The 22,744-nt window shown below is 69.8% G+C and carries 23 protein-coding genes and 2 tRNA genes; 17 read left to right on the top strand and 8 right to left on the bottom strand.

Going from position 1 to position 22,744, the window contains the following annotated elements:
• Positions 1 to 66: 66 nt before the first annotated feature.
• The 7 genes from AKJ08_RS00935 to AKJ08_RS00905 all read left to right on the top strand — a co-directional run bounded on the left by AKJ08_RS00935 (position 67) and on the right by AKJ08_RS00905 (position 5,015).
• Positions 67 to 606: a J domain-containing protein gene (locus tag AKJ08_RS00935; protein WP_169788722.1), complete on the top strand. Its 540-nt coding sequence runs from the start codon at positions 67 to 69 to the stop codon at positions 604 to 606.
• A 59-nt stretch (positions 607 to 665) separates the two neighbouring features.
• Positions 666 to 1,250 (top strand): Ig-like domain-containing protein, encoded by a 585-nt coding sequence (locus AKJ08_RS00930; RefSeq protein WP_050724339.1) that lies wholly within the window; start codon positions 666 to 668, stop codon positions 1,248 to 1,250.
• Positions 1,251 to 1,330: 80 nt separating this feature from the next.
• Positions 1,331 to 1,405 (top strand) — tRNA-Lys (locus AKJ08_RS00925).
• Positions 1,406 to 1,417: 12 nt separating this feature from the next.
• A tRNA-Glu gene (locus AKJ08_RS00920) sits at positions 1,418 to 1,493 on the top strand.
• 106 nt (positions 1,494 to 1,599) lie between these two features.
• Positions 1,600 to 2,157 carry a transcription elongation factor GreB gene (greB, locus tag AKJ08_RS00915; protein WP_082342513.1) on the top strand — a complete coding sequence of 186 codons (558 nt, stop codon included), beginning with the start codon at positions 1,600 to 1,602 and terminating at the stop codon, positions 2,155 to 2,157.
• Positions 2,158 to 2,262: 105 nt separating this feature from the next.
• Positions 2,263 to 3,915: an alkaline phosphatase family protein gene (locus tag AKJ08_RS19615; protein ID WP_050724338.1), complete on the top strand. Its 1,653-nt coding sequence runs from the start codon at positions 2,263 to 2,265 to the stop codon at positions 3,913 to 3,915.
• The gene (locus AKJ08_RS00905) at positions 3,912 to 5,015 is read left to right on the top strand and encodes a lysylphosphatidylglycerol synthase transmembrane domain-containing protein (protein WP_169788721.1); all 1,104 of its coding nucleotides are present in this window, start codon (positions 3,912 to 3,914) and stop codon (positions 5,013 to 5,015) included. The genes AKJ08_RS19615 and AKJ08_RS00905 overlap by 4 nt, the downstream gene beginning before the upstream one ends.
• Here the strand turns inward: AKJ08_RS00905 and AKJ08_RS00900 are convergent.
• Positions 4,939 to 6,429, bottom strand: coding sequence for a glycosyltransferase (locus AKJ08_RS00900; RefSeq protein ID WP_157370384.1), 1,491 nt, complete (start codon positions 6,427 to 6,429; stop codon positions 4,939 to 4,941). The two genes, AKJ08_RS00905 and AKJ08_RS00900, sit on opposite strands and share 77 nt — an antisense overlap.
• A gap of 128 nt (positions 6,430 to 6,557) precedes the next feature.
• On the opposite strand from AKJ08_RS00900, the gene AKJ08_RS00895 reads away from it, so the two are divergent.
• From AKJ08_RS00895 to AKJ08_RS00860, 8 genes are all read left to right on the top strand, one after another.
• The gene (locus AKJ08_RS00895; RefSeq protein WP_050724336.1) at positions 6,558 to 7,355 is read left to right on the top strand and encodes a lysophospholipid acyltransferase family protein; all 798 of its coding nucleotides are present in this window, start codon (positions 6,558 to 6,560) and stop codon (positions 7,353 to 7,355) included.
• A 168-nt stretch (positions 7,356 to 7,523) separates the two neighbouring features.
• Positions 7,524 to 7,988, top strand: coding sequence for a CoA-binding protein (locus AKJ08_RS00890; protein WP_050724335.1), 465 nt, complete (start codon positions 7,524 to 7,526; stop codon positions 7,986 to 7,988).
• A 110-nt stretch (positions 7,989 to 8,098) separates the two neighbouring features.
• The gene (locus AKJ08_RS00885) at positions 8,099 to 8,629 is read left to right on the top strand and encodes a hypothetical protein (protein ID WP_050724334.1); all 531 of its coding nucleotides are present in this window, start codon (positions 8,099 to 8,101) and stop codon (positions 8,627 to 8,629) included.
• A gap of 22 nt (positions 8,630 to 8,651) precedes the next feature.
• Complete coding sequence (locus tag AKJ08_RS00880; protein ID WP_050724333.1) at positions 8,652 to 10,307, top strand: alkaline phosphatase family protein; 1,656 nt, start codon at positions 8,652 to 8,654, stop codon at positions 10,305 to 10,307.
• Entirely contained in the window at positions 10,291 to 11,082 is a 792-nt protein-coding gene (locus tag AKJ08_RS00875) for an endonuclease/exonuclease/phosphatase family protein (protein ID WP_240475404.1), read from the top strand. Before AKJ08_RS00880 ends, AKJ08_RS00875 begins: the two co-directional genes overlap by 17 nt.
• A gap of 81 nt (positions 11,083 to 11,163) precedes the next feature.
• On the top strand, positions 11,164 to 11,394 hold the full coding sequence (locus tag AKJ08_RS00870; RefSeq protein ID WP_050724332.1) for a hypothetical protein: 231 nt from the start codon (positions 11,164 to 11,166) through the stop codon (positions 11,392 to 11,394).
• Positions 11,391 to 11,633 carry a hypothetical protein gene (locus tag AKJ08_RS00865; protein WP_050724331.1) on the top strand — a complete coding sequence of 81 codons (243 nt, stop codon included), beginning with the start codon at positions 11,391 to 11,393 and terminating at the stop codon, positions 11,631 to 11,633. The genes AKJ08_RS00870 and AKJ08_RS00865 overlap by 4 nt, the downstream gene beginning before the upstream one ends.
• A 22-nt stretch (positions 11,634 to 11,655) precedes the next feature.
• Positions 11,656 to 11,937, top strand: a complete 282-nt coding sequence (locus AKJ08_RS00860) for a hypothetical protein (RefSeq protein WP_157370383.1) — start codon at positions 11,656 to 11,658, stop codon at positions 11,935 to 11,937.
• 28 nt (positions 11,938 to 11,965) lie between these two features.
• Here AKJ08_RS00860 and yihA read toward each other — a convergent pair whose 3' ends face one another.
• Positions 11,966 to 12,574, bottom strand: coding sequence for a ribosome biogenesis GTP-binding protein YihA/YsxC (gene yihA / locus AKJ08_RS00855; RefSeq protein ID WP_050724329.1), 609 nt, complete (start codon positions 12,572 to 12,574; stop codon positions 11,966 to 11,968).
• Between the two features lie 71 nt (positions 12,575 to 12,645).
• Here yihA and coaE point away from each other — a divergent pair, with 71 nt between their 5' ends.
• Positions 12,646 to 13,248 (top strand): dephospho-CoA kinase, encoded by a 603-nt coding sequence (coaE, locus tag AKJ08_RS00850; protein ID WP_050724328.1) that lies wholly within the window; start codon positions 12,646 to 12,648, stop codon positions 13,246 to 13,248.
• Between the two features lie 52 nt (positions 13,249 to 13,300).
• Complete coding sequence (locus AKJ08_RS00845; protein ID WP_050724327.1) at positions 13,301 to 14,446, top strand: SDR family oxidoreductase; 1,146 nt, start codon at positions 13,301 to 13,303, stop codon at positions 14,444 to 14,446.
• Between the two features lie 4 nt (positions 14,447 to 14,450).
• Here AKJ08_RS00845 and AKJ08_RS00840 read toward each other — a convergent pair whose 3' ends face one another.
• From AKJ08_RS00840 to AKJ08_RS00815, 6 genes are all read right to left on the bottom strand, one after another.
• Positions 14,451 to 15,227 carry a hypothetical protein gene (locus tag AKJ08_RS00840; protein WP_050724326.1) on the bottom strand — a complete coding sequence of 259 codons (777 nt, stop codon included), beginning with the start codon at positions 15,225 to 15,227 and terminating at the stop codon, positions 14,451 to 14,453.
• Between the two features lie 67 nt (positions 15,228 to 15,294).
• The gene (locus AKJ08_RS00835) at positions 15,295 to 15,999 is read right to left on the bottom strand and encodes a tetratricopeptide repeat protein (RefSeq protein ID WP_050724325.1); all 705 of its coding nucleotides are present in this window, start codon (positions 15,997 to 15,999) and stop codon (positions 15,295 to 15,297) included.
• Positions 15,999 to 17,867, bottom strand: a complete 1,869-nt coding sequence (gene dnaK / locus AKJ08_RS00830) for a molecular chaperone DnaK (RefSeq protein WP_240475403.1) — start codon at positions 17,865 to 17,867, stop codon at positions 15,999 to 16,001. Before dnaK ends, AKJ08_RS00835 begins: the two co-directional genes overlap by 1 nt.
• Complete coding sequence (locus AKJ08_RS00825; protein ID WP_050724324.1) at positions 17,843 to 18,763, bottom strand: J domain-containing protein; 921 nt, start codon at positions 18,761 to 18,763, stop codon at positions 17,843 to 17,845. The genes dnaK and AKJ08_RS00825 overlap by 25 nt, the downstream gene beginning before the upstream one ends.
• A gap of 174 nt (positions 18,764 to 18,937) precedes the next feature.
• Positions 18,938 to 20,536, bottom strand: coding sequence for a hypothetical protein (locus tag AKJ08_RS00820; protein ID WP_050724323.1), 1,599 nt, complete (start codon positions 20,534 to 20,536; stop codon positions 18,938 to 18,940).
• Positions 20,533 to 22,743 (bottom strand): hypothetical protein, encoded by a 2,211-nt coding sequence (locus AKJ08_RS00815; RefSeq protein ID WP_050724322.1) that lies wholly within the window; start codon positions 22,741 to 22,743, stop codon positions 20,533 to 20,535. The genes AKJ08_RS00820 and AKJ08_RS00815 overlap by 4 nt, the downstream gene beginning before the upstream one ends.
• Between the last annotated feature and the right edge of the window lies 1 nt (position 22,744).

Below are 22,744 nucleotides of genomic sequence, written 5' to 3'. Positions count from 1 at the left end.
GTTTTCCACAGGGCATGTCCGCAGTTGTCCCACAAGGCCCACACGGATCCGGCATAGATCGCAGGCGTGGCGCAGCCTAACAGGAACACGGACTGGGAATCGGAGGAGCTGGAGTGCTCCCACTGTGGAACACGCCTCTCCCGCGTCGGCGCTGCTGCGAGCGGCGGAGCGTACTACTCGTGTGCCCGCTGTGTTCGAACCTACGCCTCGAGCTACGGCGAGGTGCTCCGTAGAGGCGCGGGCGTGCGCCCCGCCTTGCCCGCGCCTGGGGGGGAGGCGGTCCGCGAGGCCCGCTTCCAGCAGGCCAAGAGCCGGCTCGAGGCCTTCCTGCGTCGGCTGGACGAGGACGATCCCTGGTTCGTGCTGGGAGTACCGCCCGGCGCCTCCCTCGAGACGGTCCGCGCGCGCTTCCGGGAGCTCGCCCTCCGGCATCATCCGGATCGCGGCGGAGATCCCGTGCAGATGCAGCGGATCACCCGCGCCTTCGACACGATCCGCGGAGGCGGAGGACGGCCGTCCGCCGGGCCGGAGGAGCTGAAGCCGCCGGCCGTCGACGACGACTCGGCCCAGGTCTTCGCCGTGGCCAGGCGCACCCGCGCCCGATGAATTGCGCGATCGGCTCCGTGAATGGTACGAGTTGGGGCCATCGCAAACGAGGAGAAGAGATGCGCACGTTGCTGCTCGCATTGGGTCTCGCGGTCGCAGTCGCCGGATGCTCCAAGCCCGACTTCTACGAGATGGAGCCGACCTCGATCTCCTTCGAGACCCGAGGCGCCGCGAGGCCTGCGCGCGCGGTCGCGAAGAACCGCCGCGGCCAGGTCTTCCCCTCTGCGAAGCCGACGAAGTGGGTCTCCGAGGACGAGAAGGTCGCGACGGTCGACGACGCCGGCATGATCACGGCGAGGGGTCCCGGCCAGACCCGAATCACGGCCTCCCGCGGCGACCTCGCCGGCGACCTGCTCGTCGACGTGAACACGGTGGAGAAGCTCGTCGTCGAGCCCCTCGAGCTCCAGCTCGTGCAGGACGGCGATCCGGTCCTCCCGAAGATCCGCGTCCTGAACGCGCTCGGCAAGGAGATGGAGGGTCGCCTCGTCCGCATGAAGTGCGCGAACGAGAAGATCTGCACCACCGACAGCGGCAAGCAGGTGTGGGCCCACGATCCCGGCGAGACGACGATCGAGGTGAGCTGCGACGGCTTCAAGCAGCAGATGAAGGTGGTGGTCGCCGCCGCCAAGGGTGGCCGCCGCTAAGCCACGGCTCCTGGCAATTTGCGAAAAGTCGCCGTTGACTCGAGCGGGCCCCGGGCCCTAGAGTGCGCGCGATTTCGTTGGAGCCGCTAGCTCAATGGCAGAGCAACGGCCTTTTAAGCCGATGGTTGTGGGTTCAACTCCCACGCGGCTCACCAGCAACTGTACACGTCCCCATCGTCTAGAGGCCCAGGACGCTGCCCTTTCAAGGCGGTAACGGGGGTTCGAATCCCCCTGGGGACGCCAAAATCGAGGCCGGGCGCACTTCGCGGCGCCCGGCCTCTTTTTTTTCCAGGCGACGATCGCCCCCCTGCCGCTTGACCTGCAACGAGGCCGCGGCGACCCTCGGGATATGTCCAAGGCATTCGTGAAGGACGACGGCGAGGAGCTGGACCTCTCTCCCGAGGAGATCGAGGAGGACGAGACCCGTCCCCGCGGCAAGCGGTACATCACGCCCGAGGGCTTCAAGACCCTGCAGGCCGAGCTCGAGAGGCTCTGGAAGGTGGACCGGCCCAAGGTCACCACCGAGGTGATGTGGGCCGCCGCCCAGGGCGATCGCTCGGAGAACGCCGAGTACATCTACGGCAAGAAGAAGCTCCGGGAGATCGACCGCCGCATCCGCTTCCTCTCCAAGCGCCTGGACGCCCTCACGGTGGTCGAGCCGTCGGCGGAGCAGGAGGGCAAGGTCTTCTTCGGCGCGTGGGTGCGCGTGGAGGACGAGGACGGAGAGGAGGCGACCTACCGGATCGTCGGCCCCGACGAGCTCGACGTCCGCTCGGGGAAGATCAGCGTCGAGTCCCCGCTGGCCCGGGCGCTCCTGGGCAAGAAGGTGGGCGACGAGGTCCACGTCGTCCGCCCAAAGGGCGAGGCAGATCTGGCGATCCTCGAGATCCGCTACGAGCCTGCCTGACGAGCCCACGAGCCGTCGCCGTGCCCACGAGTCGACACGGCACCACCTTGTGGGTGCATGGTCACCCGGACGGCTCGCAAAGAAGGCCTCCGCTCGAGGCCCCATGTGCTCGATGTCCCGATCCGTCCAGCGGTTCGCCGCTGGGCGCGCTCGACGGTCCGGGCGCTCCTTCCCCTCGTCCGTCCGCTCCCGCCCCAGGGGAACAGGCTCCTCCTGATCTTCGTGGATGGCGTGGGAGGCAGCGTCCTTCGGAGGGCGACGAACGATCGCCTGATCCGCTTCCTCCCCTCGCTTCGGGACGGGCTCGGCTACCGGGAATCCCGCTGCTTCTCGGGCATGCCCTCCACCACCACGGCCTTCCAGGCGGGCCTCTTCTTCGGGCAGCGCTACCCCGACGTCCCCTCCTTCTCCTGGCTGGATCGGGCGTCGGGCCGGGCGGTGAAGATGAACGTCCCGGCCGACGCCGCGATCATCGAGTCCCGGCTCCGCGAGAGCGCCGGTCCCGGCCTCCTCGCCGGCGGGACGAGCTACGCCTCGATCCTCGCAGGCGGCAGCGACAGCCCCCTCACTACCGCGGGTATCGGGCGATTCCTCACCTCCCAGGGCGGTGAGCCCTCGGCCAAGAACGCGAGGAACGGCCTCGAGCGCATGTTCGCCGGCCTGCCAGCCGCCCACATCGCCCGCAGACTCCACGCGGCGCAGGCGGCCTTGCGCGAGCCGGGCGATCTCCACGCCCAGGGCACGATCCACGTCCAGACCCTGGCGCGGCTCCTCTTCCGCCTCGGCCTCGAGACCCCGGGCTTCTTCGCCACGACGGCGGCCTTCTGCCCGTGGATGGGCAGCACCCGCCACGAGCTCCGCTTCTTGTTCAACCACCTCGGAGTCGGAACGCTGGTGGCGGAGGCGTCCAAGAGCCTGGCGCTCCTCGACCTGATGCGAGGCGTGCCCCGCACCTTCGTCTGCCTCCACGAGTTCGACGAGTTCTCGCACCGTCGGGGCCCGGACTTCGCCATGCAGACCCTGCGGCGGATCGACGAGTCGGTCGAGGCCCTCTTCGCGCTGGCCCAAGAGGTCCCCGAGCCACCCGACGTCTTCGTGATCACCGACCACGGGCACATCCCCGCCGTGCCCTTCGAGAAGCTCTTCGGCCACTCCCTCCAGGGCTGGCTCGAAGGCCAGGCCGACGGAGACTCGATCCCCGAGCTCTCGCCCGAGCTCACGCGGAGCCTGGGCGCGCCGAAGTCCATCGGCCGATCGCCCGATTCCCCTCCGACCGTGATCGACTCCGGCAACTACGCCCACGTCTATCTGGGCGGCGGTGAGCCCTGGGACGCCGCCCGGATCGCCGAACACCGCCCGGAGATCCTCGCTCGCGCGCTCACCTGCCCGGGGATCGGCCTCGTCGCCATGCGCGCCGAGGGCAAGGCCATCGCCCTCGCCGGCTCCCGGCTCGTCGATCCGGCGGATCCCGCCACCGTCCCGCGAGGCGCCTCTCCCCGAGCCGTCGCCAGCCTGCTCGAGGACCTCGCGAGCTCGCCCTCGTCCGGCGATCTGCTTCTTTACGGGACTTGGTTCGACGACGCCTGCGTTGCCTTCTCATGGGAGTTGTCATCGCACGGCGGGCCTTCACCAGAGGAGACCGAGACCTTCGTCCTCCATCCCGCAGGCCTGGACCTCTCGCGAGTCTGCCACGGCGCCGACCTCTACGCCGCCCTTCACACGCTCTACGGAGCGCAGGAGTCGAACGAACCGAAATGAACACGGCGATCCCCGATACGCGCCCGACCCTCGGCCTGGGCAAGCTCGCCAAGCGGGTGGCGGGAGCCATCGTCGCCATCTCGCTCACGGTCGTACTGATCGGCTCGGCCTTCTTCCGCCCCGTCTTCGAGGGCGGCCTGCACGTGGTCCCCCGCTTCCCGCTCTCGCAGTGGGTCGCGGACCTCCCCTCGCACCTCTGGTGGGTCGGCCTCTTCTTCCTCTTCTCCGCCTCGATGGCGCCGCTTCGCGCCTTCCGCTGGGGCTTCACCCTCGCAAAGCCCAAGCCGCGCTACTCCGACCGCTACCACTCGGTGGCCATCGGCCTCCTGGGCAACAACGTGATCCCCGGCAAGCTCGGCGAGGCGCTGCGGGCGATGACGCTCACCCACTTCACCAAGAAGAGGGGGAAGCCGATCGCCTTCGCCCAGAGCCTGGGGACAATCCTCGTCTGCAAGCTCCTCGATCTGGTGGCCCTCCTCGTCCTGGTCTCCCTCTCGCCGAGCGGCCCCTTCTTCGGAGGCAACGGCAACTTCACCGGCGGCCTCACCGGCGTCGCCATCGCCGTCCCGATCCTGATCGGCGTGCTCTTCCTGGCGGCGAAGTTCACGCCGCGGATCGCCGACTGGCTGGAGGCCAAGGGCCGCTACCCGAAGATCCAGAAGGCCTTGCGGGACCTGGGCGTCGGGATCGCCGCGAGCGGCTCCGCCAAGCGCATCGGCCTCGCCTTCCTCGGCACCCTGGTGGCGATCGCCTCGGTCTCCACCGGCTACACCATCGCCCTCTACGGCGCGGGCGTCCACGCGGGCTTCTTCGCCGGCGTGATCCTCCTCGCCGCGGTGACGCTGGGCCAGAGCCCCCCAGGGGTCCCGGCCGGTCTCGGGATGTATTACCTCTCGTGTACCTGGGCCGCGCGGCTCCTCGGCGCCACGCCGGAGCAGGCCGCCACCCTCGCGGTGCTCACCCACCTCACGACGGTCATCTCGCACATCGCGGTCGGCGCGGCCTCGCTGCTCATCCGTCGGGTCAGGCTCCGGGACCTCGTCCCTCGAGGGCGCGATCGAAGGCCCGCAGAAAGCCCCGAATCTGTGCGAGGATCGTGAAGTGATCCCGCACGCGGGCCCGTCCGGTCCGCGCCATCGTCTCCGCCTCGAGCGGCGACGAGAGCATCCGGAGGAGGGCCTCTGCGATCGACTCCGGGCTCGTGGGATCCGCGATGAGGATGCCGTCGGTGCCGTCGCGGATCTGCGCTGCGATCCCGCTCACGTCCGCGCCCGCCACCGGCGTTCCCTTCCACAACGCCTCGGCGACGGTGAGCCCGAACCCCTCCTGCTTCGAGTTCTGCACCACCACCAGCGCCATCCGCTGGAGCGCGTTCACGATGAGCGCGTTCTGCTTCACGTCGGCCATGGGCAGACGGAGCAGGTGAACCCTCTCGCGCAGCTCCCGCGGCAGCGCGGCCTGCAGGGCGCAGAGCTCCTCGAGCACCTCGCCCGCCTCGGGGTCGTCGGCGACGCCTTTTGGGTCGGGGCCGGCGAGGAGCAGGTGGGCCCGCGAGATCTCGCTCTCCGTGCGCTCTGAGCTCACCCGTCGTTTTTTCGCCTCCGAGGGGCCCCGGCTCAGGAGGTGCTCGAACGCCGGGAGCAGCGGCGCGAAGCCCTTGAGCCGATCGAAGCGCGAGATCTGCACGATCGTCGGCACGTGGAGCAGGTTCGCGATCGGCTCGGTCGTCCAGGCGCCCTCGCGGAAGCGATGAACCGGCGCCTCGAACGACGCCCAATCGGGGACCGACGGCCCGTCGATGAGCCCTGCCGCCCGGAGGACGCCCACCAGCTTGTAGGGCCGCAGTGCGCGGTTCTTGTGGCTCAGCGGGTCGATCCCGGGGACGACCTCGCTGCAGCGCTCGAGACACTCCTGCGGCGCATAGGAGAGCAGCGAGAAGATCAGGCGTTCGTATGAATCCAGGTAGCGGCGCAGGAACGACCAGGCCTCATCCGTGCACGCGTTGCGCTTCGCCGTGCCCACGTGGCAACGCCAGACCAGGGTCGGGCGGAACGCCTCCTGGAGATGAACCGCCACTCCGGCTGGCTGGGGATCGTGGACCACCAGCAGGTCGCGCCGTTGCACCTGCCGGAGCTCGTGGGCCGCCTCCCGACTCACCCGATCGTAGATCCGGTGCGCCGCCTCCATCTCGACCAACCCCGGCTCGCCGTGGATCATGTTGTGGAGCGCCTTCGTGACCCGGAAGAAATCGGGGTCGTCCGGCTTCAGGACCAGCCAGCGGGTGTCGATCCCGAGATCGGCGAGGAAGCTGCACAGCCGGGGCATCATCTCCGCCACGCCGCCGCCGGACTCGGTGGAGCTCAGCATCCAGACGCGGCCGCGGCCCAGCTTCGCGGCGACCTCGGCCGCCAGCCGGCGGAGCTCTTCGATCGCCGGGCCGAATTCGTCGAGCTCCCGATAGAGCTCGAGGTCCGTCGTCCGATGGATGGGCACGTCCTGTACGGTCGTCGCCACGGCGCCTCCCAAAGGACGTAGGAATCTTCGGGCGGCCCGAGCGCCCCGCAAGGGAGCGTGACGTGCACACGACGCCCGCTCGCCTGCCGAGATGACATCGCCGCCGGATCTCCTGTAGAGAGCTTGCCGTGAGAACGCTCGGCTGGATGATCGTCAACGCGGCGCAGGTCGCGTTCCTGGCAGTGGTTTCGTCGATCCTGATGATCGTCGCCTTCGTGTCGCGCATCCTCGGACCGGACGCGCCCCTCCAGGTAGCCGGCCGCCTCTGGGCGCCGGCGCTCCTCTGGATCTCGGGATCGAAGTTCGAGATCGAGGGGGGCGAGGCGGTCGACTGGAAGAAGCCCCACCTCTTCCTGATGAACCACCAGAGCGCCCTCGACATCCCGGTGGCCTTCGCCGCGATCCGCAGCCCTGTCCGCTTCGTGGCGAAGAAGGTCCTGGGCCGGGTCCCCGTGCTCGGGTGGTACATGCTCGCCACCCGGATGATCCTGGTGGATCGGGAGAAGGGCTCGCAGGCCATCGCCGCGATCCAGATCGCTGCCGACAGGCTCCGCCGCGGCGCGAACATCCTCATCTACCCCGAGGGCACCCGCTCGAAGGACAGCCGGATCCTCCCCTTTAAGAAGGGCCCCTTCGTGGTCGCCCTCCAGGCGCAGGTGCCTATCGTGCCGCTGGTGGTCCACGGCGCCGCCCAGGTGATGCCGCGGGGGACCTTCCGGGTCCGGCCGAGCACGATCCGGGTCAAGATCGGGGCGCCGATCCCCACCGAAGGCCTGGGCGTGAAGCATCGCGACGAGCTCATGTTCCTCGTCCGCGAGCAGATGCTCGAGATGCACCGCTCCATCGGCGGGGAGGGCGGCGAACCCTCGGAGCCCGTCCGGCGCGGGCCCCGCGAGGCAGCCCGCGAGGCCCGGCACGCGGGCTGAGAGTTCGTGAAGAATTCACGAACTCTCGCGAGCCGGAGGCGAGCAAACGAAATGGAGCGCCCTCGCGCGAAGCGCGAGCTGAAGAAAGCGGGCCCGCTCCGGCGGGGCCGATTTCTTCACACGCTCTGATGCTCCGCCTTCGGCTCCGCGAGCGGATATCTTGGTCCCATGATCCACGGACCTGACGCCGACCGCTTCCTGATCGAAGGCGATGAAGAGCAGATCGCCCAGCTCGTGCGCACCGCGAAGCGGGTCGCGGTCCTCGGGATGAAGACCGAGGCCCACGCGGGCCAGCCCGCGTTCTTCGTCCCGCAGTACCTCGCCCAGGCGGGGATCGACGTGATCCCGGTCCCCGTGTACTTCCCCGAGATCCACTCGATCCTCGGGCGGCCGATCTACCGCACGATCGCAGAGATCCCCGGCCCCACGTTGGATATCGTCGACGTCTTCCGGCGGCCGAAGGACATCCCCGGCCACGTCGAAGACCTGCTCGCGGCCAGGCCCCGCGCCGTGTGGTTCCAGAGCGGGATCCGGCACGACGAGGCCGCCAGGCGCCTCGCCGAGGCGGGGATCCTCGTGGTCCAGGATCGCTGCCTCATGGTCGATCACCGCCGCTACGCGCGAGCAAGCTGAACCGGGCGCCCTGCCCGGGTTGGCCGGCTCGAAGTTGCCCATGGGCCCGTGCGGATTGTGCGCACTCGCCCTAGCTTCGAAGAAAGCGAGGCAAAAGGAGCGAGCCGCCGATGGGCAGGGACAACCAGGACTACTTCAAGCGGGCAGGGAGCACGGGCGGCCCGCCTGGGCCCCTCTACCTGTTCAAGTCGAAGCTCAGCCAGGAGAAGGCGGTCCTCCACCGCGACCAGGAGCACGTGCTCCCCAGCGAGCACCGGCTCACCGGTGCCCGCCCACGGGCAGGCTCGCAAGAAACGCCGCAGGAGGAGCCGGCGGCCGGAGATCCCGACCCCGCACCGGGCGGAGGAGCGGCCGACCCGCCCCACGCGCCGCGGATCGAACACGGCCTCATCGAGATCGAGCCTCGGGAGGAGGAAGCCCCGTACGGCTTCGGCATCCCCGCGAGCGAAGAGGCGGCCCTGGGACGGCAGGCTCCTCCCGTCCGCCGCGAGATGGAGCACCGGAGGATCGGCGAGCGCATGGCCCGCTCCTTCCCGAAGCCCTTCCGCCTCCTCGGCAGCGCCGCGCAGGCGGCCGAAGGGCCCGTCCTGCGCGCGCTCATTCGGCTGCAGCACCTGGGAGATCTCGCGAGGCGACCGTAGGCGATCGGAGGGCGGGGGGGAGATGAACCACGAGGCGTTGTACGAGGAGCGGCGGTTTTCCTGGGCGACCCCTCCTCTCACGGCCTGGAGCCGGCGGGGCATCCACCGCCGACCACCTTACGCGGCGGGCAGGCGCTTCGTAATCGTCCACCTCGACGGCCTCTCGCGAGCCACCCTCGAATACGCCCTCGAGAACGGCTACATGCCGCGGCTCGCCTCCGCCCTCGAGCGCGGAGAGCAGGTGCTCGCCAGGGCCCACGCCGGCGCACCCGCCTCCACCCCCGCCTTCCAGGCCGCGCTCTTCTACGGCAAGACCGGAGACATCCCCGGCTACATCTGGCACGACAAGGTCCGCGGCAAGAACGTCCGCATGGACAGTCCGGTCGACTGCGCCAGGTTCGAGGCCAGCCTCCAGGGCCCGCGGCCAGCCCTGCTCGCCGGTGGCTCCACCTACTGCTCGATCATCTCCGGCGACGCGAGCGCGCCCTGCTACGCCATGAGCAAGCTCGCCCGCGGCTTCCCCTGGCTCCCCTTCGGCTGCGACGACGAGATGAACGGCTGGGACCACCTGGCCTCCATCGTGGCCCACACCGCGGGCCTGACCACCAGCGCCGGCATGATGGCGGCCACCGCGATCACCGGCGCGTGGAACTCCGCCGTCTGGGCGCTGCAGAAGGGCCGCCTCAAGCACGAGCCGCGCTTCCTGCTGAACCGGATGCTCCTCGGCGAGCTGGCCGTCCAGCTCACCTCCTACTTCACGCTCCTCGATATCGCCCGCGGTGTCCCAGCCATTTACTCCGTGTATGCCGGCTACGACGAGAACGCCCACAGGCGAGGCCCCTACTCCTACGACGCGCTCTCCGAGCTCACCATCGCCGACGAGCGCCTGGCGCAGATCCGCTGCGCGATCCGCGCGAGGCCCGAGCTGCAATACGAGCTCTACGTCCTCGCCGATCACGGGCAGGAACCGACGCGGCCGATCGAGGAGGTGCTCTCCGGCCCCAACCTCGCCGACTGGATCCTCTCCGCGAATCGAAGCGGAAAGGTCGAGGTGGAGCACGCGGGGCGGCGGGCCTCCGAGAGGCTCCGCCGGGAGCGTCTCTCCGCCCTCCCCTTCTGTCACGACCTCTGCGCCGGAGCGATCCGGGACGGCGGCGGCGAGGACGGCAAGCCCCCTGTGGTGGTCGCAGACGCCGGAGATGTCGCCCACGTCTACTTCACCGACACCAAGAGATCGCTCTCCCTCGACGAGCTGCTCGCGCGCTGGCCGGCGCAGGCGCGCGCCACCCTCGAGTGCCCCGGCAGCGGCATCGTCGCGGTCCGGGGCGGCAGGGCGGGCTTCGCCTTCCTGCGCGGACGCCGCTTCGATCTCGCCGAGCCCGGCTCCCTGGAGGGCGTGCTCCCCTACGACGGCGAGAGGCTCCGAGGCTACCTGTCGGAGATGGTCGCCAAGCCCTCCGCCGGCGATCTCGTCGTCTTCGGCGCCGGCGTAGAAGGCGGCGACGTCGCCTTCGCCTACGAGTTCGGCTCCCACGGCGGCGTCGGCGTCGGCGACGTGGAGACCTTCGTGATCCACCCCTGGTTCGTGGACTTCGACGGCCCCGCCGTCAAAGGGCCGCTCGACCTCCACCGCTTCTTCACGGAGCGGTACCTGCCCTCGCATGGAGACGAAAGCTAGAGACGGCGCCATCGAGCTCTCCGTGGCTACGTACAACATCCACGGAGGCATCGGCACCGACGATCGGTTCGACCTCGGCCGCATCGCCGCCGTCCTCGACGAGATCGGCGCCGACGTGATGGCCCTCCAGGAGGTCGGCGACGTGAGGGGGCGCGGCCCCGCCGGGAACTACGCCGCCGAGCTCGGCGAGCGGCTCTCCTGCACCGCGATCTACCAGCCCACCATCCTGCGAGGCGACCGCGCGTACGGCAACGCGATCCTCACGCGGCTCCCGGTGGACGGGAGCCGGAGCTACGATCTCTCCGTCCGACGCCGGGAGCCGCGGGGTTGCCTTCGCGCCGACCTCCGCCTGGGCTCGCAGCCGCTCCACGTCTTCGCCGTCCACCTCGGCCTCGCCCGATCCGAGCAGCGGGCCCAGGCCGGCATGCTCCTCGGCGCCGACATCGTGCGCGACGCGGCCGTGGCGTGGCCTCTCGTGGTGATGGGAGACTTCAACTTCTGGTTTCCGGGCCCGATCGCCCGCATGGTCCGCCGCGCGCTCATCGACTCCGCGTCGAAGGCCGGCGTGAGGCGCGCGAGCTACCCGACCCGCCTGCCCTATCTGCGCCTCGACCGCATCTACATCGACGAGGCCTGGGACATCCTCGACGTCCGCGTCCACCGCACCCCTCTCGCGAAGCTGGCGAGCGACCACTATCCGCTCGTCGCCAGACTCCGGCTGCGGGCCGAGGCGATCGTCCTGCCGGAGCGTACCGAGCGCGGCATCCTCGCCTGAGACCCAATTGGGGGCCGTAGCGGCAGGGATCACCCGTCCCTATCTTCGGCCAATCAGACGACGACCCTCTGGACTTCGCGAATGACCGACTATCCGGCGCGGCTCCACGAGCAGGAGCGCCTCCGCAACGACATCGATCGCGCACGCAACGAGCTCGCCGACTCGCTCGTGGCGATCCGGGATCGCGTGACCGGGCGAATGGACTGGAAGGCCGTCGTCCGCCGCAAGCCCGTCCAGGCGGTGCTGGTGGGCCTCGCGGTTGGCTTGGTGCTCGCACGGCTCCTGACCGTGCGCCGGGAGACGAAGCGATGAACCAGGGACCGAGCGGAGGCTCCCCCATCTACGGAGACGGGGCGGGCCACGACGTGCAGGAAAAGGTGCAGCAGTTCGCTCAGGACGCGAGCGCCCAGCTCGAGCAGGCGCGGATGCTCTTCGAGGACGTCGGCGAGAGGGTGAACACCTTCATCCGCGAGCGACCCGGAGCGGCGCTCCTGGGTGCCGTGGCGCTGGGCTACGTCGTCGGCAAGATCGCGTCGAAGGCGGGGCGCTGACGTGGGCCCGGGAGAGCCGATCATGGAGCACGGGCGACAGCGGAACCTGCAGGAGATCGCGTCGGATCTCGGCCAGGCGGCCACCGATCTCTACGAGAAGATCGACGTCGGCCACGAGCTGCGGGAGCATCCCTATCGAACCCTCGCCGTCGCTGCCGGCATGGGCTACGTGCTGGGCGGGGGCCTCTTCACGCCGCTGACCGCGAGCCTCCTCCGGGTCGGCGTGCGCGCCCTCGCGATCCCCGCGCTGCAGTTCGTGCTCTCCCAGGCGGCGACCGCCGCCGAGGGCGAGATGTCCGACTGACTTCGGCGCCCTCGCGAGCTCGCCGACGTCAGTCCGCGTGAGCGGCCTCGAGGATCCGACCCAGGAGCTCGTCGCGTCCCAGGCCCTCCTCGGACGAGAACCCAAGCAGCGAGCGCGCCGTCATCTGGAGCTGCACCTCGATCTGGCGCAGCCGACCCGCGCGCTTCGCCTTTGGAAGCTTGTCGAGCTTCGTCGCCACAACGATCGAGCGGCGCCCCTCGGCGTCGAGCCAGCGGAGCATCTCGAGGTCGTCGTCGGTGGGACCGATCCGGACGTCGATGATCACCACCACCGCCTTCAGCGCCTCGCGTTCTTCGAGGTACGCCCCGATCATCTGCGACCAATTGGCCCGCTCGGTCTTGGAGACCTTGGCGAAGCCGTAGCCGGGCAGGTCGCAAATCCGCAGGATCTCGCGGCTCGCGCCCCTCTCGATCGTCAGATCGAAGAAGTTGAGCAGCCGCGTGCGGCCCGGCGTGTTCGAGACGCGGGCGAGGGCCTTTCGCCCGGACAAGCGATTGAGCATCGACGACTTGCCGACGTTCGATCGCCCTACGAAGGCGATCTCGGGGCGCTCGGCAGGTGGCCAGGTTTCGGGCTCCACCGCACTCTTCACGAACTCGGCGTCGACGATTTTCATGGGTGCGCTGCGGCTACCATGGACCCGAACTACGGGCAAGCGTGGTAGCTCTTCGTTCGAGAGGTGCGCAGATGAAGCGGATCGGACTCACGGGCGGCATCGCCTCCGGCAAGAGCCGGGTCGCCAGGCTCCTCGTCGAGCGCGGCGTGCCGGTGATCGACGCCGATCGGGTCGCCCGGGCCGTGGTCGAGCCCGGCCGCCCGGCCCTCGCCGAGATCGCCGACCGCTGGCCCGGCGTCGTCCGGGATGGCCACCTCGATCGCAAGGCGCTCGGCGCGGTGATCTTCGGCAACCCGGTCGAGCGGCGCGCGCTCGAGGCCATCCTCCACCCCCGGATCCGCGCCGAGGTCGAGTCCCGCTTCGCGGAGCTCGAGGAGCGAGGCGTGCCACGAGCCGTCTACGAGGCGCCGCTCCTCGTCGAGACGGGCTTCGACCGCCTCCTCGACGAGCTGATCGTGGTCTCGGCGTCGGAGGAGGTCCAGCTTCGCCGCCTCATGGAGCGCGACGGCTTCGACCTCGAAGGCGCCCGCGCCAGGCTGGCCGCACAGGCATCGCCCGCCGAGCGGCTCGCCAAAGCGACCTTCGTGATCGAGAACGACGGAGACCTCGATGCACTCCGGGCGCGGCTCGACGCGGTCTGGAGCGAGGTGGAGCGAAAGACGTCCGGAGATTGAGACGGAAGGCCTGCGGCTCGAAGACGGTTCCACGACGGGGGACGACCTGACGATGACGAACGTACACTTCCTCACCGGCTGGCCCGGATTCCTCGGCAGGCGCCTCCTCGAGCGCCTCCTCGAGGTCGATCGAAAGTCCACGGTCGCGGTGCTCGTGCAGCCCCGCTTTGCCAAGGACGCGAAGAAGGAGCTCCTCGCCCTCCCCCGGCCCAAGTCGAGCCGCGTCCGCATGCTCGTGGGCGACATCGTCGACATGCACCTGGGGCTGTCGGGCGACGAGTATCGGAGCCTCACCTCCGAGGTCACACGGATCTTCCACCTCGCCGCGGCGAGCCAGCTCGCCGCCGACCGGCGCGCCCTCGAGAGGGTGAACGTCGTCGGCACCCGCAACGTGCTCGAGCTCGCGGCCGACTCGCCGAACCTGGTGCGCTTCGGCCACGTCTCCACCGTCCAGGTCGCGGGCGACCGCCAGGGCGTCGTCGACGAGGCCGAGCTCGAAGAAGGGCAGCGCTTCCGCAACGCGTACGAGGAGACCAAGTTCCGCGCCGAGGTCATCGTCCGCAAGGCGATGTCCGACCTGCCGATCACGGTGTTTCGGCCGTCGACGATCATCGGCGACTCGCGGACCGGCGAGGTCGACCGCCTCGGCGGCCCGTACTCCCTCGCGCTCCAGCTCGTCACCTCGCCACTGCGGGTGCCGGTCCCGCTCCCGGGCGACGGCTCCTTTCCCCTGAACGTCGTCCCTTCGGACTTCGTCGCCGACGCGATGCTCGAGCTCGCCCGCAAACCAGAGGCCGTGGGCAAGACCTTCCACCTCGTCGACCCCAACCCGATGTCGGCGCGAAAGGTCTACGAGCGGATCGCCGAGATGGCCGGCCGCAAGCCGCTCCGCCTCGGGCTCTCGGCCAAGGCCTCCGCCGCGCTCTTCCGCCTGCCCGTGATCGAGCGGATCGTCGGCGGCGGCCGCACGAACCTCGATCACCTCAACCAGATCGTGATCTTCAACTGCCGCAACACCCTCGAGCTCCTGGATGGCACGGGGATCCGCTGCCCGCCTCTCGATGCCTACCTCGATCGGTTGGTAGGCCGGGTGCGGCAGCAGGTCGCTGCCGAGCGCACCGCTCGCCTCCCGGAAGCGGCCATCGACGATCCGCTGGCCCCCGCCGAGCCCGCGCAGGACAGCCTCGCGAGCGTGTGAAGGTTCAATCCTGGCTCGTGACGAGCGGGATCTGGACTTCGCCGAAGTCCTCGTTCGTGTTGGCGTCCACCAGCCGCGCCACGAAGGTCACCTTCCCCTCCCGCGGCGTCACGTTCTGGAAGTAGACGAAGCCCGCGACCTCGCCGTGCTGCTGCAAGACCCCCTCGGGGAGGGCGTCGTCCAGCATGGCCCGCGTCGGGAGGGGCTGCACCCAGACCGCGTAGTACTGGCCCCAGTAGAAGGGGTCGAAGGCGAAGGGATACGGATAGACCCCGTAGTCGTAGTAGTAGGGCGACAGGTAGGGCGCGACGAAGAAATGGCGGTGCCCGAAGCGGCGTGAGGGCGGTGGCGCGCCGCGGGCCGGCGGTGGCGCGCCACCCAGCGCCGGCGCCGCCGACTGGTCCTGGTCCAGATTCTGATCTGCCGACCCGTACGCGGAGCCCATCGGCTGGAACGGAGGAAGGGCCGCGTAGCGGAAGCCCGACTCGCCGACGAGATCGAAGTCCGAGTAGCGGATCTGCAGGGGCCTGCCGCTCTCGTTCGCCACCACGATCAGCACCGGGGTCAGGATCCTCGCGAGGTCCTTCGGATCCGACTTCCAGGCGTCGCCCCGGACGTCCACGGTCACGCCCGAATGGGTCGCGTTCGCACCGCCGGTCTGCGAGAGAGCGGCGCCCGGCGCTGGGATCAGGACGGGCTCGTGGACACAGGCGGTCGCGGCCATCCAGGAGAGCGCGACGAAGAGACTCCACCTTCCGAAGCTGCCGTGCACCCGTCGCATCGCCGACTCCTTTGCCACCAACCTGAGACGGGCTCGGGTGGGCGGCAAGCGATCGGGCAAGCTCTATTCAGGTGGCGATCACGCCCTGCTCGAAGAGCTCCGCGAGGATCCGCGCCGAGTCCAGGTGCGAGAGGCCGCACAGCGCGTAGACATCCTCGATCGACACCGTCCCGTCGAGCTGCGCGAGGACGAAGCCGGATCGATGGTCCAGGTTCAACCAGATGATCTCGTCCGGTCGGAGGAGCACCCGCGGCCGGGCCGAGAGCGGCCCGATCTTCGACTCGTACATGTGGACGAGCGTCTCGCGGTTGCGGTCCAGGTAGTCGCGCGCCTCACGGTTTCCGGGATCCATGCCGAGCGCCTTCTCCACGAGCTGGAGCGAGCCGGAGAAGTCCCCCAGCTCGAAGAGCTCCCGCGCCCCTGCCATCAGCGTGTCCAACTCCGTGCGGACCGGCACCCTCGGCCTCATCGCTCCCTTGGGCACGGCGATCGGCGCCGGCAGCAGCGGCGCCTCGAGGAGGTCCAGCGCATCCCCATCGCCCAGGGCCTCCGGCGGCAGCTCCAAGTCCTCTACGTCGATGTCGATGCCGTCGGGAGAGGAGACGGCGATCGGCATTCCGCTCGCCATCAGCGCCAGGCAGTGCCGCGCCTGGGCATGCCCGGGCGCGAGGTCGAGGGCCTGCTGAAAGCAGCTCACGGCCCTCCCGAGATCACCCTGCTCGTGGTGGAGCATGCCCATCATCACGAGCCGGTCCGTCCGAAGATCGCCCATCAACCCGCTCTCCAGGTCCCGGCCGCGCGCTGCTGGACCACCTTGAAGAGCTCGAGCGTCCGCTCGAGCTCGTGGATGCTCGACGTGGTGGCCACCTGATCCGCCGCCCTTGCGGCTTCGCGTCCGTGGGCGATGGCACGCTCCGCCTTCGCCAGAGCGTCGGCGCCGAAGGTCGTCTCCAGGAGCGTCGGACGCAGCGCGGGGAGCAGGCGCTCCGCCTCCTCCAGGAGCTTGGGCAGGCGAGCGCGTTGCTCGGCGGCGGCGGGATCCACGGGCCGCAGGTCGTCGCGATGCTGCGCGGAGACCACCTCGAGCTCTTCCCGGGTCATCCCGCCCGACGGCTCCACCTGGATGGACTGCTCCTGGCCCGTCTCCACGTCCTGCGCCGAGACCCAGACAATCCCGTCCGCCGAGATGTCGAAGCGGACCTCGATCTCCACTTCGCCGCGAGGCGCGCGCCGCAGCCCCATGAGCTGGAAATCGCCCAGGAGCTCGTTCTTCGAGGCCTCCTTCTCGTCTCCCTGGAGGACGAGGATCCGCGCGCCGGGCTGGTTGTCGCGGACCGTGGTGAAGCGATGGGAGGCCGAGGTCGGGATCGTCGTGTTGCGCGGGATGATCACATTCGAGAATCCCCCCGCCACCTTGATCCCGAGGGACTGCGCCGTCACGTCGAGGAGGAGCGTGTCCGCCTTGTTCGACGCAAGGGCGTCGGCCTGGATCGCCGCGCCCAGCGCGACCACCTCGTCGAGGTGAACCGCCTTGGACGGCTCCCTCCCGAAGAAGCGCTTCACCGCCTCCTGCACGCTCGGGGACCTTGTCTGCCCGCCGACCAGCACGACCTCGCCGATTTCCTTGGGCGAGATCTTCGCCTCGGCCAGCACCGCCGCCGTGGTGCGGATCGTGCGCTCGACGAGATCCTGCGTGAGCTCGCGGAAGGTCTCGCGCGTCAGCGTCCGCTGGAGGTGGAGCGCGGCGCCGCCGGTGGGCAAGGTGTAGAGGAAGGGAAGCTCGATCCGCGCCTCGCGCGCGGAGGAGAGCTCGTGCTTCGCCTTCTCTGCGCCGTCGCGCAGCCGTTGCATCGCCATCTTCTCCTTGCGGAGATCCGCGCCGTAGTCCGCCTCGAATCCCTGGAGGAGCCACTCGATCAGCCGGTTGTCGAAGTCCTCGCCGCCGAGGAAGGTGTCTCCCGAGGTCGCCAGCACCTCGTAGACGCCGCGCTTGAGCTGGAGGACTGAGATGTCGAAGGTGCCGCCCCCGAGGTCGAAGACGGCGATCTTCCCCGAGTGGGCGCGGCCATGGCCGAACGCGAGCGCCGCGGCGGTCGGCTCGTTGATGATCCGCATCACCTCCAGGCCGGCGATCACGCCCGCGTCCTTCGTCGCCTGGCGCTGGGCGTCGTTGAAGTAGGCCGGGACGGTGATGACCGCCCGCTCCACCGGACGCCCCAGCCACGCCTCCGCGTCGAGCCGGAGCTCCTGGAGGATCATCGCCGAGATCTCCGGCACCGCGACCGAGCTGCCGCCCAGCCGGAGCCGCACGTCGTCGTGGAGGCCGCACTCCACGCGGTACGGAAGGTGCCGGCTCGCCTCCGTGACCTCCTTCGAGCTGAACCGCCTCCCGATCAGCCTCTTGGCCGAGTAGATGGTCTGCTCGGGGTTGATGATCCCCTGGCGCCGTGCGATCGACCCGACCAGCTTCTTCCCGTTCGCGGCGACGGCTACGACCGAGGGCGTCAGCCTCGCTCCGGTTCGAGACGGAATGATCGTCGGGACGCCGTGGTGGACGGTCGCGACCACGGAGTTCGTGGTTCCCAGATCGATTCCGATGGTGGTGGTCTCGGCGTTCATGATCGAAAGGGCCAGCGCCACTTTCGCAGCGCGCTCCGTGCAAAGGGTTGTCTGGGATCGAGCCGGAGCGCCTGCTCCAGCGCCTGCCGTCCGGCCTTTTCGTGGCCGGAGGCGAGGAGGGCTCGGCCGACGAGCGCCTGGGCGTCGGCGTCGCGGGGAGCCGTCTCCCGAAGCAGCTGGATCACGTCGCGCGCTTCGGACGCCTCTCCGCCCAACTCGAGAAACGAGGTCATCGCCCGGGTGACGAAGGCGACGTCGTGGGGAACCAGGCGCGCCGCCTCGAGCCACCGGCCGCGAGCCTGCTGCGCGTCTCCCGTGATCGCCAGCCTGTCGGCCGATTCCGCGAGCATCGCGGCGTGCTCGCTCGCCGCCCGCCCCCTCGCCTCTTCTGCGAGGGCCGAGAGCGGACTCTCGCCTCCGACCTCACGAGAGCCCTGGAGGCTCGCCGCGGACGAGAGATCCGCCGCCGCCTCGCGCCATCGCCCCTCGGCGAAGCTCTTGCGGCCCCGGGCCTCGAGCTCCGTCGCGGTCTGCGCCCGACGAAGGCCCGGGTCCATCCGTCGGAGCCGCTCGCTTCGCTCGGCCCGCCGGGCCTTCGTGACGGCGTCCTCCGCCCGATCGTCGGGCGTCGCCATCGAAGCGAGGTACGCGCGCCGCTGCACCGGATCCCGCAGCGTCTGCGCGGCCTCCTTCAGCCTCCGGAAGATCTCGCCGACGGCGACCTCGTAGGGGCCGAGGTTCCTGCCGTAGTAGCGATCCGGATGGAAGCGCTTCGAGAGCTCGAAGTAGGCCTCCTCGACCTCGCCCGGGCCGGCGGACCGCTCGACCCCAAGGAGCTCGAAGTGCGTGATCGACGGGAGGCGCGCATGCAGGTCGAGGATCGCGCGGCCCTCTCCGGGATCGATCCCGGCTGGCACGTTCCCCGAATCGGCTCTCGGACCTCTCCCCCGAAGTCCGAGATCCGCGATGTCGTCATCCCCCGGCACTCGCGCTCATCCCATTCGATTTTCTACCCCAACGACTTCCGACCATAGATGCCGCTCAGGAAGCCGTCAATTCGAGGGAGGCGAGAAGTTGCACACAGATGGCGCTCACGGCGATGTCGGCGCGTCGAAATCGAGAAGATGCAAAACGAGCGTGGTCACCGCAGCAGCGCCGGCGCCCACCAGGAGCGACGTGCCCACGTCCGCGCGCGTGCCTGCCGACGCGAGATCCGCCGACGCCTGCCGCGCCTCCGAGACGGAAGCGAATGGTCCGCTCCCTCGAAGCCGATCGATCTGACTCGTCGCGTTTGCGCGGAGCCAGAGTCCCGCCGTGGCAGCGACGGCCGTGACCGCCACGCCCGTCCACCGCGCCGTCGGCACCCAGCTCGGCGGCTCCCCCGCGGAAGCGACACGACCATCGAGGCGGCTGGATGGTGGCGCTGTCGCGCTCTCCGGTGCTGACTTCCGGGCGGCAGCCTTCTGCGCCGTCGCGCTCTCCGCCTTCGGAGCGGCGGCGTTCAGCACGGACGGTTCGCTGCGGATCGCGAGGATCCCGACTCCCGCGTCGTCGGCCGCGCCGGCTCCCGGGCTCCGCGCATCCCCGCCGCCGGAGCCGACCGCATCCGCCACGTCCGTCGTCTCGGAGCCGATCAGTCGTTTTGCGAGGCGCTCGAGGGCGGCGCCTTCGCTGGAGCCATCGTCGAACGCAACCGACGCCTGCCGCCGAAGCCGCCCGGTCGATGCCTCGATCACCGCGGCGTGGAGCTCCTTCGCCTCTCCGTCGGGCTCCGCCCAGAGCACCACCAGCTGGGAGGTCCCGAGCTGCGCGGCCGCTCGGTGCGCGGCGACCAGGCGCGCCTCCTCGTTCGGGACGAGGAAGGAAGGGCCGTCGCCCGCATCAGCGCTCCCTTCGATCCCGAGATCGATGAGCAGGGAGGTCTCCCGCCCCGCTTCGACGACGACCTCGCGAAGCAGAGAGCGCGCGGTGGGCTTCTCGAAGGAGTCCCCGATCGTCACGCGATAGCGGCCCGCCGGAAGGGGGATCGCCTCACCGGGCGCACCGAGGGGAAAGGTCTCGACCCAGACCTGGCCGCCCGGACACGCCGCCTCGCAGTCCACGCGGAGCCATCCCTTGGGAAGCCGCACCACCTCCTGGCGGACCTCGTCGTGCAGGGCGATCAGCTCCGCGGGATAGGCCATGGGCGGCGGGCGATAGTCCGGCCGAACCCGCGCGATCGGCCCGAGCGCCTCCCGCGCCTTGGCGCGCGAATCGCTCCCGCGCTCCGCGAGCAAGACCGTCGCCAGGAGCAACCTCGAGACTCGCGTCCGCTCCCACGCCTCGGGGCCGCCATGGTGCGCGAGCGCCGCGAGCGCCTGCTCGAGGTTGTCGCGTGCATGCCGAAGCTCGAGCTGGAAGTAGAAGAGCTCCGCCCCGTCGATCTGGGCCTCGATCTTCTGGAAGCTCCGGGTCTCCAGCCCCAGCCGCGCGCGGGTCTCCTCCTCGCCGAGGACCCGCGTGTCCTTTCCTTCGCGCAAGGACAGCGCGAGGAAGCCTCGCAGCGTCTCGACCCGATCGTGCATGCGGGAGGCCGCCGGGCCCCGCAGGCCCACGACGGCCCAGGTCTCCGGCTCCGCTGCCGCGAGCCCGATCGACGGCAGGAGCAGCAGCGCGAGGGCCAGCACCTTGTGTCCGATTCGCTTACTCACAGCGAATACGTCTCGAATTTCATCTCGATCACCGGTGAGAGCGTTCCGAAGATGTCCGCGGCACGGACCTCCATCCGGGCGAAGCCGTCGACGCCGGAGGCCTCGGGGAAGACACAGGGTCCTCGCAAGTCCAGGGACGTCGCCTCCGGCAGGTGCGCGTGGAGCGCGATCTGGGGGCGGCACGACACCTCGGTCCCCACGCCACAGGGAATCACGAGTCGCGGGACGCTCGGGTCGGGCGGGCAGTCGCCAATGGGGCAGCCGGAGAGCGGCACCGTCCGCCAGCCGGTGGACGTGGAGGCCTTCAGGAGGTTCTTGCCGATCTCGAGCTGGCTGAGCCGAAGCTCTACCGGATCGCCGTCCGGATCCCGAATCACGAAGCTGGTGCGAAAGGTATACGCGGCGTGCGATCCGTCGATGGTGTTGTAGAACATGCCCACGCTGAAGCTCTTCGAGAACCGGCACCCTCCCAGCTCCTGAACCGCACAGCACATGCGGGATTCGGCCCAGTTCGCGAAGGACTTTACCGGCCAGTTCGTGACCTCGAGCACGGGTGGACGGCTCGTCACGTTGAACTTCGCCTTCGCCTCCGATGTGGCCCCCCAAGCGTCGGTCGCACGGGCGACCAGCGAATATCTGTAACCGACGACCGAGGAAGGGCCCTTCAGCGTCCACGCCCCGTCCTCCAGGATCACGGAAGCGGCCCGGGAGAGGCCTGCCGCGTCGGACGGATCGAGCTCCACCACGATCGTCACCGGAGCACCCTCGGGATCCGACGCGGTCAGCTTCGCGGGATCGAGGCGCTTGCGATAGATCCCATCGCGGTGCTCGTGGCCCGCGCTCGAATCGTCGAGGAACTTCACGGTCGGCGGCTGGTTCGCGATCGGCACCCTGCGCGTGTCTGCTGCGATCGCGCCGTTGATGTCCGCCGCGACCACGGTCAGCTCCAGGTCTCGAAGCTGAGCGGCTGTCCCTTCTGCCGTGACCGTCGGGTCCCGCGACGAAGCGCTACCGAAGACGACCGGGCCGGTCGACGACCAGACGAACGACGACGGATCCGGAGGGTCGCCGTCCGGGTCCGAATACACGACGAAGGAGCCGGGCGCTCGAACTACGCGGAAGATCGAAGCCCCCTCGGGCCCCTCCCTCAAATAGAGGTGCGGGAGCTCCGCTCCTCCGTGGGCGACGAGGACGGGCGGCCGGTTGAGGACGCGGATCTCGATCTCCGCCGTCGCGCGCTCTCCCCACATGTCCGAGACGGCAAGCTCGACCCGATGGCTCCCGGCGATCGGGCAGGCCGGCGAACAGCTCAGGGTCACGGCCGGCGCGGCGCCGTCCTCGGGATCGAAGGTCGCCTTCACAGGGCCGTCCCCCAGGAGCCTCCACGAGTAGGTCAACGGACCCACGTCTTCGACGGTGGGAGCGAGCTGCGCCGTCGCAGCGCACGTGAGAGGCGTGCCGCTGCAGAGGTGGTCGACCTCCGGCGTCTCGCCGAACACGATTTCGGGGGCCTGGGTCTTGGAATCGACCGTGACCGTAGCCGTGGTCGAGCCATCGGGCAGTCCATCCGAGACCACGACCTTCACCTTGTAGCGCTCCTCGGCTCGATCGATCGCGGTGTCCAGGTAGGCGCGGTCTCCGCTGGCTTCGAGCGAGCCGGGCCCCGAGACGAGCTCCCACTGGTAGGTGAGCGCGTCGCCGTCGGGATCCGTCGCGTCGGCGACGAGCTCGATCCGCGCGCCTGGCCGCCCGGGGTTCGGCGTCGCGCGGAGGGAGACCCGCGGCGGCGAGTTCACCGAGGCGATGGAGACCTTCTCCTCGAATGCGCGCCCTCCCTTCGAGAGCGCTCGGGCGGTCACCTCGACGTCGACGTGAGGCCGAACGAACCGCATGGAGGCGACGTTCTTCTCCTCCGGGGACGAGGTAATCTCGACCGCATCGGCGGGGTCGGCGGAGAACTCGAGCTCGACCTCGCCTCCACGGATCGAGGAGGCGCGCCCGTCGATTCGGACCCACTCTCCGAGCCGGGCCCGGGTCCTCTCCGGCGCCAGCACGATTCGGGGCGCCGGGTCGGTCAGGCAGAAGCCCTCGGTGCAGACGGCGTCCACGCCGCAGTCGTCCGCCTCGCTGCACGTCCTCAGCTCGCTTCGACTGCATCCGGCGGCAAGGCCCACCGCCAGGATCACCCACGTGGCCTCGAGTCGCATC

This window comes from Vulgatibacter incomptus (genome assembly GCF_001263175.1).
GTDB lineage: Bacteria > Myxococcota > Myxococcia > Myxococcales > Vulgatibacteraceae > Vulgatibacter > Vulgatibacter incomptus.
The sequence above is the reverse complement of the archived record's forward strand: the minus strand, read 5'-3'. Positions and strand labels throughout refer to the sequence as shown.